Raw genomic sequence first — 12,493 nt, forward strand, 5'->3', positions numbered from 1 at the left:
TTACGCTGACATCGCCGCTTCGAGCGCCGTGAAGATGCGTTCGTCAGCCGACTGGGCGACATTGAAGCGCAGGAAGCGGCTGGCTGTTCCGGACAGGCTGAACGCATTGCCGGGTGCCAGCACCACACTGTCGGCCAGTGCGCGGCGAGCGACCTCCGCCGCATCCAGGCCCTCCGGCAGGCTGCACCACAGGAACAGGCCGGCCGGCTGCTCGATCCACGGCGTGATGCCGATCGGCTTCAGGCGGGCACTCGTTTCGGCCATGGCGCGCGCAAGCCGGATGCGCAACGCCTCGACATGCTTGCGGTAGCTGCCGTCCTTCAGCAGGGTCAGCACCAGTTCGGCCGCCAGCCTGCCGCCGCCGAAGGTCGTGGCGATCTTGAGGTCGATGAGCTGCTCGATCCAGTCGCGGGGCGCCGCGATGAAGCCGCAGCGCACCGAGGCCGACAGCGTCTTGGAGAAGCTGCCGATCTGGACGACGCGGTTGAGGCCATCGAACGCCGCCAGGCGAGGGGCCGGGCTGTGCTCGAAATCGGCGAAGATGTCGTCCTCGACGATGGTGAGGTCCGCCTGGTCGGAGAGCTTGAGCAGCCGGTGGGCGGTGACCGGCGACAGGATCGCGCCGGTCGGATTGTGGATGCCGGAGTTGGTGATGTAGAGGCGCGGCCGGTGCTCGGCCAGCGCCGCGGCGAACAGGTCGATGTCCGGCCCAGATGGCGTGTAGGGCACGCTGACCACCTTGGCGCGGTGGGCGCGCAGAAGCGCGTGAAAATTGAAATAGCAGGGGTCGTCGACCAGAACGGTATCGCCGGGCTCGATCAGGAAGCGGCACAGGAGATCGATGGCCTGGGTGCCCGATTCCGTCAGCATGATCTGTTCGGGCGCGGCTTCGATCCCATGCCCTGCCATGCGCCGCGCCAGCAACTGTCGCAGCGGCGGCAGGCCGAGCGGCGTGCCGTAATCGGCAAGCGCGACATCATCGGCGCGCGCCGCCGTGCGCAGCGCCCGGCGCAGGGCGGCTTGCGGCATCCATGCGGCCGGCAGCCAGCCGCAGCCGGGTTTCAGCACCTCGTCGCCGGCTTCCAGCGACTGGCGCGAGACCCAGAGCGGATCGACCTCGCGGTCGAGACGGGGGCCGATCTCGGCCAGCGACAAAGGCGCCAGCTGGCCGGCGGCGTAGAAGCCCGAGCCAGGGCGCGAGCGGATGGTGCCTTCCGCGGCGAGCCGATCATAGGCCTCGACGACGGTGGATTTCGAAACCCGCATGGATTTGGCGAGGGCGCGGATCGAGGGCAGCCGCGCCCCCGGCGTCAGGCTGCGGGCAGCGATCCGCTGGCGGATGGTCGCCATGACAGTTTCGACAAGCGTGGTGGCGGCAAAAGTGCGCGCTGCGTCGGCTTCCAGAGCGAGTTCGGTCATCTGTATTGCTCAATTGACCATTACAGTTTTGCCGAATTGTACCGCATTGTCTCTGGCTGCACCATAGGGGTCTGCGCGATACAGGGCGAAAGAAATGGAGCCTGGAATGGACAAGACCGCGAGCGGCTGGGTGAACGGATTCGTCGGGGTGTTGATCTTCAGCGGCTCGCTGCCGGCGACGCGCGTGGCGGTGGCGGATTTCGATCCGACCTTCCTGACTTCGGCCCGCGCGGCGATTGCCGGACTGCTCGGCCTGGCGATGCTCATCCTGTTCCGGCAGAAACGGCCGGAGCGCGGGGATCTGCTGTCGCTGGCGATCGTTGCGCTGGGCGTGGTCGTCGGCTTCCCCTTGCTGACGGCGCTGGCGCTCAAGCACGTCACCTCGGCCCATTCCATCATCTTCGTCGGTCTGCTGCCGCTGGCGACGGCGATCTTCGGCGTGCTGCGTGGCGGCGAGCGTCCACGCCCGGCCTTCTGGCTGTTCTCCTGCCTCGGCAGTGCGCTCGTCGCGGGCTTTGCCCTGATGCAAGGCGGGACGGCGTCACCAATTGGCGACGGCCTGATGCTGGCCGCCATTATCGTCTGTGGACTGGGTTATGCGGAAGGGGCCGCGCTGTCGCGCCGGCTCGGCGGTTGGCAGGTGATCTGCTGGGCGCTGGCGATCTCGCTGCCGATCATGCTGGTGCTGACCTTTGCAACGCTGCCCCCGTCCTTCGTCGGCATCGGCTCCGGCGCCTGGGCCGGCCTCGCCTATGTCTCGCTGTTCAGCATGCTGATCGGCTTCGTGTTCTGGTATCGCGGCCTGGCCCAAGGCGGCATCGCCGCCGTCGGCCAGCTGCAGCTTTTGCAGCCCTTCTTCGGCCTGGCGCTGGCGGCGAGCCTGCTGCACGAGCAGGTCAGCCCGCTGATGATCGCCGTCACCGTCGCCGTGGTGCTTTGCGTCGTCGGCGCCAAGAGATTCGCCAAGCAGGAGTTGCCGAGACCCGCGGCTTCGGCGTGACGCCGGCATCCGCTCCTAGAACTTCGTCACTACGCCGATGCCGATGCCCTCGAAGCCGCCCATCGCCATCAAGGCCGCAGGCGCATCCTCGAGGCTGATCTTCTTGCCGACCAGAAGTTCCGGCTTCAGCTTGCCGGTGCGGATCATTTCCATCATCGCCGGATAGCGGTAGGCCTGCATGCCGTGGCTGCCGAATATCTCGAGCTCGAAGGCGATCACCTTGTCCATCGGCACCTGCGGCTTGGCATGCTCGGCCAGCATCAGGCCGACCTGAACGTGGCGGCCGCGGCGGCGCAGATTGGCGATCGAATTGAACGAGGTGGTCGGGTGGCCGAGCGCGTCCATCGACATATGCGCGCCGCCATTGGTGATCTGCTTGACCGCCTTGACCACGTTGGGGGTGTTCGAGGCGTTGATCGTCGCCACGGCGCCGATCTTCCTTGCGAAGTCCAGCTTCTCGTCGGTGAGGTCGATGGCGATGACGTTAGCGCCCATCGAGCTGGCGATCATAATCGCCGACAGGCCGACGCCGCCGCAGCCATGCACGGCCACCCATTCGCCCGGCTTCACCCGGCCCTGGTCGACGATGGCGCGGAAGGAGGTGACGAAGCGGCAGCCGAGGCTGGCGGCGGTGGCGAAGTCCATCTCGTCCGGCAGGCGCACCAGGTTAGTGTCGGCATGGTCGATGGCGACATATTCGGCGAACGAGCCCCAGCCGGTGAAGCCGGGCTGCGTCTGGTGCTCGCAAACCTGGTGGTTGCCCGAGGTGCATTCGAAGCAGCGGCCGCAGCCAATGGCGAACGGCACGGTGACGCGGTCGCCGGCCTTCCAGCGGGTCACCCGCTTGCCTGCGGCGACGACGATGCCGGCGAGTTCGTGGCCGGGCACATGCGGCAGCGTGATGCCGTCATCATGGCCCATCCAGCCATGCCAGTCGCTGCGGCAAAGCCCGGTCGCCTCGACCTTGATGACGACGCCTTCCGGCGCCGGCTTCGGGTCGGGGACGGTCTGGATCGTCGGCGCCTCGCCGAACTTCTCGAAGACGACGGCTTTCATCGGCAACTCCTCATGCTCTACCCGGAATTGTGCGGCTACTCCGCGTCTACCTGATTCTCCGGCGCCGCCTTGCGGAAAGCCGGCAGCGCCATGCAGGCGGCGTGGATGCGCGAGATCACCGGATAGGGCGCCATGTCGACGCCGAAACGGGCGTTGTTGGTGACCTGGGCGGCGAGACAGATGTCGGCAAGGCCGGGCGTGTCTCCGTGACAGAAGGTGCCGGTCTCGGGCGATGAAGCGAGAATCGTCTCAAGCGGCTGGAACCCTTCGTTCACCCAGTGCCGGAACCAGTTGACGACATCCTGGTCGCTGGCGCCGAACAGCGTGCGGAGCGAGGTGAGCACGCGCAGATTGTTCACCGGATGGATGTCGCAGGCGATCATCTGCGCCAGCATCCTGACGCGCGCCCGGCCGAGCGCGTCCTTCGGCAGAAGCGGCGGCTCGGGCACGGTCTCGTCGAGATATTCGATGATCGCCAGCGACTGCGTCAAAAGCCGGCCGTCGCCGAGAACCAGCGCCGGCACCAGCCCTTGCGGATTGACCGCGCGGTAGGCGGCTTCGAGGTGCTCGCCATGGCGCAGATGATGCGGCACGTAGTCGTAGCTGAGGCCCTTCATCTCCAGCGCGATGCGCACCCGGTAGGAGGTGGAGGAGCGGTAGTAATTGTGGAGGATCAGGTCGCTCATCGCATCACGCTGCCGGCTGGCCGATGGTGATTTCGATGGCGCCGATGCCGTCGACGCCGCCGGTCATCGTTTCGCCCGGCCCGACCGCGCCGACGCCGGCTGGCGTGCCGGTGAAGATCAGGTCGCCCGGTTCCACTTCGACCGCCTCGCTGCAGATCGAGACGATGTCTGCGAGCGGCCAGATCAGCTCGGCAAGGTCGGCATCCTGCCGGACCTTGCCGTCGACGGCGAGCCAGATGCGGCCCTTCGCGGGGTGGCCGGACTTCTGCGCCGGGACCAGCGCGCCGCACGGGGCGGAACGGTCGAAGGCCTTCGACCAGTCCCAGGGCCGCGCCGCCTTCTTGGCCTGGTCCTGCAGGTCGCGCCGGGTGAGGTCGATGCCGACGGCATAGCCCCAGACATGAGCAAGCGCCTCGTCGCGGGGAATGCGGAAGCCCGCCTTGCCGATCGCCGCGACCAGCTCGATCTCGTGATGCAGGTTCGCGGTCAGTGGCGGGTAGGGGATGGTGGCGCCGCTGTCGACCACCGCGTCGGCCGGCTTGGTGAAGAAGAAGGGCGGATCGCGCTCGTCATTGCCGAGTTCCCTTGCATGCGCCGCATAGTTGCGCCCGACGCAGAAGATGCGGCGCACCGCGAAGCGTTCGTGCGAGCCCGCGACGGCAACGGACGGGGTCGCGGGCAAAGGAAGGACGAATTCCGTCATGCGTTTCTCTCAATCGTATCTCTGGTCGGCACATTCGGCCGATTTGCGCGACCCGGCAAGGGATGCGCGATGGCAAGGCGCTGGTCATACCGGCGCTTGCCGGCTGAATTTCAGCGGAACAAGGCCGGGCCGACGTTCAAAAAACCGTCGCGGCCAAAAGAAACAGCGCTGTGGGCCATTCGGCGGCATGTCGTTTACTTTCGTTTCCGGTTATGGCGTCACCTGGGCACTGCAATCGACGGCAAGAATGGCGATGTATTGTTTGCCAATAATCTGGCCATGGTTGCGGGATTATCCTATTCTGGGCGCAAGTGAAGCGACCTCATCATGACCGCAGTCAACGATCGCGCCCGGTTTCTGATCATCGACGACCATCCGCTGTTCCGCGAGGCGCTGCACAGCGCCGTGCAGATGGCCTATCCGGACGTCGATACGGTCGAGGCGCGCTCGATCGCCGAGGCGCTCGACCTGCTGGCCGGCCCGAAGCCGTTCGACCTCGCGCTGCTCGACCTCAGCATGCCCGACGTGCATGGCTTCGACGGGCTGCTGCAGCTCAGGACCCGCCATCCGCGCCTGCCTGTGGTGATCGTCTCCGGCTATGAGGAGCCGCGCATCATTTCCGAGGCGCTGTCCTACGGCGCGGCCGGCTTCATCCCGAAATCGGCGCGCAAGAGCGACCTCGCCGGCGCCATCCGCTCGGTGATGGACGGCGCGATCTATGTGCCGGAGACCTACGAGATCCAGCCGCCCGATGCCGACAGCATCGACCGCGCCGATATGGTGCAGCGCCTGGCGCGGCTGACGCCGCAGCAACTGAGGGTGCTGCAGATGCTGCGCCAGGGCATGCTCAACAAGCAGATCGCCTATGAGCTGCAGGTCGGCGAGACTACGGTGAAGGCGCATGTCTCCGAAATCCTTCGCAAGCTCAACGTCTACAGCCGCACACAAGCGGTGATCGAGGTGTCGAAGCTGGATAATGCGGAGCTGTTTCGGGATCAGGCGGGGTTTTGAAATTCAAGCCAGCAGATGCGCCAGCAGCGCCCGCAGTTGCGCCGGCTTCAGCGGTTTGCGCATCAGTTCGATGCCGTCGGCGCGGGCGGCCTTGGCGACGACGTCCGACCCGTCGGCGGTAACGATCAGCGCCGGCACCGGGCGGCCGAGATAGTCGCGGACTTCGGCGATGGTCGCGGTGCCGAGGTCGCCGCCGTCGAGATGCTGGTCGGCAATGACGATGTCTGGCACCCAGTCGGTGTCGCCAAGCATATCCAGCGCATCGTCGGTCGAGGTCGCGGCGCGCACCTGGCATTGCCAGCGCTCGAGCAGGAAGGTCATCGCCTGCAGTACGTCGGCATCGTTTTCGACCAGCAGCACCTTGGTGCCGAACAGGCCGTAGCCGCGCGGCCGCTCCAGATCGGCGGTGCTGGCGGTCGTATCGGCCGCGGCGCCGATGCCGACCGGAACGTCGATGTGGAAGATGGTGCCGCGGCCGAGCTTCGACGAGAACGTCACCGGATGGCCAAGGGCGGCGGCCATGCGGCGCACGATGGCGAGGCCCAGTCCCAGCCCGCCGCCGGACAGCCCGGTGTCGGTGAGCGCCGTGCTGCCGCGGTGGAATTCCTCGAACACCGCCTCGCGCTGGTCGTCGGCAATGCCGCAGCCAGTGTCGGCGACATCGATGCGGATAATATCGCCGCGATGCCTGGTGCCGACCAACACGCCGCCGGAGCGGGTGTAGCGCAGCGCGTTGGACAGGATGTTCTGCAGGATGCGGCGCAGCAGCGTGCGGTCGGAGCGCACCAGCGCGTTCACCGGCCGGAACTTTAGCGTCAGCCCTTTCAGCTCGGCCACCGGCAGGAAGTCCGAACGCAGCGAGGAGAACAGCGCCTCCAAGCTGACATCGCCGATCTCGGGCTGCACAACGCCGGCGTCGAGCTTGGAGATGTCGAGCAGCGTGCGCAGCAGGTCCTCCATCGTCTCCAGCGAACGCTCGACCTGGCGCACCAGCTTCTTGCCTTCCTCGCTGGTCTGCACCTCGGCCAGCGCCGAGACGGAGAGGTGGGCGGCGTTCAGCGGCTGCAGCACGTCGTGGCTGGCGGCCGCCAGGAACCTGGTCTTGGAAAGGTTCGCCAGTTCGGCGATTTCCTTGGCGGCGATCAGGTCGATGTTGGTCTGCTCGAGCCGGCGCAGGGTCGAATGCAGTTCGTCGGTGCGCGTGCGCACCCGGTTCTCCAGCGAGATCGCGGTCTGGAACAGCGAGAAGGCATTGCCCTGCTGGTCCATCGAGCGCTCGACGCGGCTGACGAGGGCGGCGTTGATCTTCTTCAGCTTTTCGAGGTCGTTGATGTCCCGGAGCGGCATGGGCGGCCCGCGCTATTCGGCCGCCAGGCGATCGCCGAAGGCGATGCCGGTGAAGGTCTGGTTGAGATGCATCGAGCGATACTGTTCGCCATAGGTGCCGAAGCCGATGACGTTGTTGACCCGGTAGAGCTCCGAAATATCCCGGAACACCTGGCGGTTGCGCGCGTCGAGCCGCCGCAGCACGCAATCGAAACCGAGGATCATATCGATGCCGCCCAGCCGCTCCCTGACATCGCTGAGCGCGGCGCGTGTCGCCTCGACCATGTTCTTCGGCTGGGCGATCGAGAGCACGACGCCGTCGTCGATGGCGCAGAAGAAGGAGAGAGAGCCGTCGGCATGCATCCTCTGGATCGAGCGGCAGTAATATTCGCCGCCCACCTTCACCACCACCGGATGCGAGGCAAAGCTCAGCGGCGTCAGCGTATGCGGCAGGATCCCGACCGAGGCGGCATATTCCTCGGCGGCGTTGACGGCGTTGAATTCGCGCACGATGCGGTGATCGGGATCGGAAGCGGTCACCACCAGCTTCTCGTCGGTGGGAATGAAATTGTCGGTCTTGAAGACGTGGAAGGGGATTTCGGTGGCGATCAGCATGATGATGGCGCTGTCGGAGGCGACCTTGCCATTCGAGATCAGCGTGGTGGTCTCGAATTTGAGGTCGTCGCCGGCCGAGCCGCCGATCAGCGGAATGTCATCCAGCCCCCAATGGATGGCCGACGTCACGGCCTCCTCGGCATAGGACAGCCCGTCGATGAAGCACAGCGCGAAGGTATCCTTGGCCCGTCCATGTCCGACGCGGCCGCGCAGCGAGCGCCTGAGCGCCGCGACCTCGCCGGTGATCCTGTCCATGCCCGACGAGGAGAGATTGTCGACCATGATGCTGGCCGTGGCGAACGAGGCGGACGGCAGGAGCAGGGCAAGGATGTGGCCGTCCTCGAGCCCCTGCGGCGTGATTTCGCCGGCGGTCGAGCAGCCGGCATAGGCAAGCGCCGGCGCGTGCTCGGTCAGCGCTTGCGACAGCGCCGCCGCATCGACCAGACTTTGGGAGAAGAACAGCAGCGCGAAACCAGCGTCGATCGCCGCCGCTTCCGCCGCGATTGCCCGGGCGAAGGCATTGGCGTCGGGCGCATCCGTGGTGAGCGCCGAGAGGCCGCATGCATAGCGCGTCCGCGAACTGGCCAGCTGCCTTCTCCTGCATTTCCTCCGACGTTGTCTTGTGCGCGTCGGGCGAGCGGCGTCGAAAGGCATTGTTGTCTTCACGGCGGCGCTTTGGCAATGGTCCGCCCCCATCCGGCGTGACCGAAAGTACAATATGCGACTTTTCGGGCGAACTGCATTCTCGCCCCGTGGAGGGCCCAAGCTATTTTTTCCCGCTTTTTGTGCGGCACGTGAACGGGCGAACAGCCAGGCGCCGGGAGGAAAACGGCGCCAGGACGACCAAGGTAAAATACCCAGGGAGGTTTCATGTCGGACATATCGTTGACGGTGAACGGCAGGCGCGTCAGTGGCGCCGCCGAGGACCGTACGCTTCTGGTTCACTTCTTGCGGGAGAATCTCGGCCTGACCGGGACGCATGTCGGCTGCGACACCTCGCAATGCGGCGCTTGCGTCGTGCACGTCGACGGCAAGGCGGTGAAGTCCTGCACGATGCTGGCGGCGCAGGCCTCAGGGTCCAGCGTGGTGACCATCGAAGGCCTCGCCAACGGCGCCGACCTGCATCCGGTGCAGGCCGCGTTCAAGGAGCATCACGGGCTGCAATGCGGCTTCTGCACGCCGGGCATGATCATGACGGCGACAGACATGATCGCGCGTCATCCTGAAGGCCTCGACGAGGCGACGGTGCGGGCCGAGCTCGAAGGCAATATCTGCCGCTGCACCGGCTACCACAACATCGTGAAGGCGATCCTCGCCGCCTCGAAGGCGATGGCGAAGGGGTCGAAGGGCAAGACGAAACGGGCTGCTTGATAGGGGAGTAAGGGAATAGGGGAGTAAGCCAATTGGCTCTTAATTCCCTACTCCCTTACTTCCCTACTGACCTATTCCCCTAAATTCCGGAGGAATTTCATATGGGCATTGAAGGTGTTGGCGCCCGCGTGGCGCGCAAGGAGGACAAGCGGTTCATCACCGGCGCCGGCCGCTATGTCGACGACATGGTGGTTCCCGGCATGAAGCATGCAGCGTTCGTGCGCAGCCCGCACGCGCATGCGCAGATCAGGAAGATCGACGTCAAGAAGGCGCAGGCCATGCCTGGCGTCATCGGTGTGCTGACCGGCAAGGAACTCAAGGCCGACGGCATCGGCAACCTGATCTGCGGCTGGATGATCCATTCCAAGGACGGCTCGCCGATGAAGATGGGCGCATGGTCGCCGCTGGCCGTCGACAAGGTCCGCTATGTCGGCGACGCGGTCGTAATCGTGGTTGCCGAAACCAAGGGCCAGGCGCGCGACGCAGCCGAGGCTGTCGAGATCACCTACAAGGAACTGAAGGCGGTGGTCGACGCGACCAAGGCGCTGGAGAAGGGCGCGCCGCAGATCCATGCCGAAGCCGAGAACAACCTGATCTTCGACTGGGAGATCGGCGACGCCAAGGCGGTCGACGCGGCGATCAAGGGCGCGGCGCACGTCACCCGGATGAAGATCGTCAACAACCGGCTGGTGCCCAACGCGATGGAGCCCAGGGCAGCGCTTGGCCACTACGACAAGGCAGAGGATCATTACACCTGCTGGACGACATCGCAGAACCCGCATGTCGCGCGGCTGGTGATGAGCGCCTTCTACAACATCGCGCCGGAGAACAAGCTGCGCGTCATCGCGCCTGATGTCGGCGGCGGTTTCGGCTCGAAGATCTACATCTATCCGGAAGAGATCGTCTGCCTGTGGGCCTCGAAGAAGACCGGCGTGCCGGTGAAATGGGTCGCCGACCGCACCGAGAGCTTCCTCTCGGACGCGCATGGCCGCGACCATGTCTCGACGGTGGAGATGGCCTTCGACAGGAACAACCGGATCACCGGGCTGAAGGTCGACACGATCGCCAATCTCGGCGCCTACATGTCGCTGTTCTCGTCCTGCGTGCCGACCTATCTCTACGCCACGCTGCTGTCGGGCCAATACGACATGCCGGCGATCCACGCCAACGTTCGTACCGTCTACACCAACACCGCGCCCGTCGATGCCTATCGCGGGGCAGGGCGGCCGGAAGCGACCTATCTGCTGGAGCGCACGATGGAGACCGCCGCGCGCGAGCTCGGCGTATCGCCGGCGGAGCTTCGGCGGACGAACTTCATCAAGTCGTTCCCGCACCAGACGCCGGTCATCATGAACTATGACGCCGGCGACTATGGCGCCTCGCTCGACGCGGCGATGAAGGCATCGGACTATGCCGGCTTTGCCAAGCGCAAGGCCGCCGCCTCAAAGCAAGGCAAGCTGCGCGGCATCGGCATGAGCTGCTACATCGAGGCCTGCGGCATCGCGCCGTCGGCGGCGGTCGGCTCGCTTGGCGCCGGCGTCGGCCTTTGGGAATCGGCCGAGGTACGCGTCAACGCCGTCGGCACGATCGAGGTGCTGACCGGTTCGCACAGCCATGGCCAGGGCCACGAGACGACCTTCGCGCAACTGGTCAACCAGCGCTTCGGCGTGCCGATCGACAGCGTGTCGATCGTGCATGGCGACACCGACAAGGTGCAGATGGGCATGGGCACCTACGGCTCGCGCTCGGGCGCGGTCGGTATGTCGGCGATCTCCAAAGCGCTCGACAAGGTCGAGGCCAAGGCCAAGAAGATCGCCGCGCATCTGCTCGAGGCCGACGAGAGCGACATCGTCATCGAGAACGGCGCGCTGAAGGTTGCCGGCACCGACAAGAACGTGCCGTGGTTCCAGATGGCTCTGGCGGCCTACACCGCCCACAATCTGCCGGCCGGCATGGAGCCGGGCCTGAAGGAGACGGCGTTCTACGATCCGGCCAACTTCACCTTCCCGGCCGGCTGCTACATCTGCGAGGTCGAGATCGATCCGGAGACCGGCTCGACCGAGATCATCCAGTTCGTGGCCGCCGACGATTTCGGCAACATCATCAACCCGATGATCGTCGAGGGGCAGGTGCATGGCGGCATCGCCCAGGGCGTCGGCCAGGCGCTGCTGGAAGGCGCCTATTACGACGCCAGCGGCCAATTGCTGACGGCGAGCTACATGGATTATACGATGCCTCGCGCGGGCGACCTGCCGTCGTTCAAGGTCTCGACCTCGAACACGCCATGCCCGAGCAATCCGCTCGGCATCAAGGGCTGCGGCGAGGCCGGCGCCATCGGTTCGCCGCCGGCGGTGATCAACGCCATCACCGATGCCATCGGCATTGCCGACATCGCCATGCCGGCATCGCCGTCCACGGTGTGGACCGCGATCCGCGCGAAGACCAAGCACTGAGGGAGGGAGCAAGCATGTATTCGGTCAACTACCACCGTGCCGCCTCGGTTGCCGAGGCCGCCAAGCTTTTGAAAAGCGGCGAAGCGAAGCTCCTGTCGGGCGGCATGACGCTGATCCCCGCCATGAAGACGCGGCTGGCCGCGCCCTCGGACCTCGTCGACGTGTCCCGGCTGAAGGAACTGCAAGGCGTCAAGGTGTCGGGCAAGACGGTGACCATCGGCGCCGCCACCACGCACCACGACGTCGCGAATGACCAGAAGCTGAGGAAGGCCTGTCCGGCGCTCGCCCATATGGCATCGCTGATCGGCGACCCGGCGGTGCGCCACAAGGGCACGATCGGCGGGTCGATCGCCAACAACGATCCAGCCGCCGACTATCCGGCGGCACTGCTGGCGCTGGGGGCAACGATCGTCACCAACAAGCGCGAGATATCAGCCGACAAGTTCTTCAAGGGCCTGTTCGAGACGGCGCTGAAGGATGGCGAGATCATCACGGCCGTCAGCTTCACCGCGCCGGCCAAGGCGGCCTACGAAAAGTTCCGCAATCCGGCGTCGCGCTATGCGATCGTCGGCGTGTTCGTCACCAAGGGCAAGGACGGGGTCCGCGCCGCCGTGACCGGCGCCGGCGACGATGGCGTCTTTCGCTCTAAGGAGATCGAGGCGGCGTTGGCGAAAAATTTCGCGGCGTCGGCCCTCGATGGCGTGAAGGTGCCGGCGAAGAACCTGATGAGCGACATCCACGCCTCGGCGGATTACCGGGCCAATCTGATCGCGGTCATGGCCAAGCGTGCAGTCGCCGCCGCCGGCTGACGCTTGCAGTTCGCATGAAGAGAGAAGGGGCCGTTATGGCCCCT

At 65.8% G+C, this 12,493-nt stretch carries 12 protein-coding genes; 6 read left to right on the forward strand and 6 right to left on the reverse strand.

The window, feature by feature from the left end; translation table 11 throughout:
* Window positions 1–1,419: a PLP-dependent aminotransferase family protein gene (locus tag EN857_RS21585; RefSeq protein ID WP_135858367.1), complete on the reverse strand. Its 1,419-nt coding sequence runs from the start codon at window positions 1,417–1,419 to the stop codon at window positions 1–3.
* Between the two features lie 106 nt (window positions 1,420–1,525).
* Here EN857_RS21585 and EN857_RS21590 point away from each other — a divergent pair, with 106 nt between their 5' ends.
* Window positions 1,526–2,419: a DMT family transporter gene (locus EN857_RS21590; protein ID WP_127285941.1), complete on the forward strand. Its 894-nt coding sequence runs from the start codon at window positions 1,526–1,528 to the stop codon at window positions 2,417–2,419.
* A gap of 15 nt (window positions 2,420–2,434) precedes the next feature.
* Here EN857_RS21590 and EN857_RS21595 read toward each other — a convergent pair whose 3' ends face one another.
* Genes EN857_RS21595 through EN857_RS21605 form a run of 3 tightly spaced genes read right to left on the reverse strand, consistent with a single transcriptional unit; the run spans window position 2,435 to window position 4,864 of the window.
* Complete coding sequence (locus EN857_RS21595; protein ID WP_127393294.1) at window positions 2,435–3,475, reverse strand: zinc-dependent alcohol dehydrogenase family protein; 1,041 nt, start codon at window positions 3,473–3,475, stop codon at window positions 2,435–2,437.
* Between the two features lie 35 nt (window positions 3,476–3,510).
* A complete protein-coding gene (gene maiA / locus EN857_RS21600) occupies window positions 3,511–4,161 on the reverse strand; it encodes a maleylacetoacetate isomerase (protein ID WP_127393293.1) in 651 nt (216 codons plus the stop codon).
* A gap of 4 nt (window positions 4,162–4,165) precedes the next feature.
* The gene (locus tag EN857_RS21605; RefSeq protein ID WP_127393292.1) at window positions 4,166–4,864 is read right to left on the reverse strand and encodes a fumarylacetoacetate hydrolase family protein; all 699 of its coding nucleotides are present in this window, start codon (window positions 4,862–4,864) and stop codon (window positions 4,166–4,168) included.
* A gap of 69 nt (window positions 4,865–4,933) precedes the next feature.
* On the opposite strand from EN857_RS21605, the gene EN857_RS21610 reads away from it, so the two are divergent.
* Together EN857_RS21610 and EN857_RS21615 are read left to right on the forward strand one after the other, a co-directional pair.
* Complete coding sequence (locus EN857_RS21610) at window positions 4,934–5,179, forward strand: hypothetical protein (RefSeq protein ID WP_127393291.1); 246 nt, start codon at window positions 4,934–4,936, stop codon at window positions 5,177–5,179.
* A gap of 12 nt (window positions 5,180–5,191) precedes the next feature.
* Window positions 5,192–5,875 carry a response regulator transcription factor gene (locus tag EN857_RS21615; RefSeq protein ID WP_127393290.1) on the forward strand — a complete coding sequence of 228 codons (684 nt, stop codon included), beginning with the start codon at window positions 5,192–5,194 and terminating at the stop codon, window positions 5,873–5,875.
* Between the two features lie 3 nt (window positions 5,876–5,878).
* Here EN857_RS21615 and EN857_RS21620 read toward each other — a convergent pair whose 3' ends face one another.
* Together EN857_RS21620 and EN857_RS21625 are read right to left on the reverse strand one after the other, a co-directional pair.
* Window positions 5,879–7,222 carry a hybrid sensor histidine kinase/response regulator gene (locus EN857_RS21620; RefSeq protein ID WP_135858369.1) on the reverse strand — a complete coding sequence of 448 codons (1,344 nt, stop codon included), beginning with the start codon at window positions 7,220–7,222 and terminating at the stop codon, window positions 5,879–5,881.
* Window positions 7,223–7,234: 12 nt separating this feature from the next.
* On the reverse strand, window positions 7,235–8,470 hold the full coding sequence (locus EN857_RS21625; protein ID WP_245493292.1) for an FIST signal transduction protein: 1,236 nt from the start codon (window positions 8,468–8,470) through the stop codon (window positions 7,235–7,237).
* 216 nt (window positions 8,471–8,686) lie between these two features.
* Between EN857_RS21625 and EN857_RS21630 the strand changes: the two genes are divergently transcribed.
* The 3 genes from EN857_RS21630 (at window position 8,687) to EN857_RS21640 (ending at window position 12,449) form a co-directional block, all read left to right on the forward strand.
* Complete coding sequence (locus EN857_RS21630) at window positions 8,687–9,187, forward strand: (2Fe-2S)-binding protein (protein ID WP_127285950.1); 501 nt, start codon at window positions 8,687–8,689, stop codon at window positions 9,185–9,187.
* Between the two features lie 101 nt (window positions 9,188–9,288).
* Window positions 9,289–11,640, forward strand: a complete 2,352-nt coding sequence (locus EN857_RS21635; protein WP_127393492.1) for a xanthine dehydrogenase family protein molybdopterin-binding subunit — start codon at window positions 9,289–9,291, stop codon at window positions 11,638–11,640.
* A gap of 14 nt (window positions 11,641–11,654) precedes the next feature.
* Entirely contained in the window at window positions 11,655–12,449 is a 795-nt protein-coding gene (locus tag EN857_RS21640; RefSeq protein ID WP_127393493.1) for a xanthine dehydrogenase family protein subunit M, read from the forward strand.
* The last annotated feature ends 44 nt before the right edge of the window (window positions 12,450–12,493 follow it).

This window comes from Mesorhizobium sp. M4B.F.Ca.ET.214.01.1.1 (assembly GCF_004791545.1).
GTDB lineage: Bacteria > Pseudomonadota > Alphaproteobacteria > Rhizobiales > Rhizobiaceae > Mesorhizobium > Mesorhizobium abyssinicae.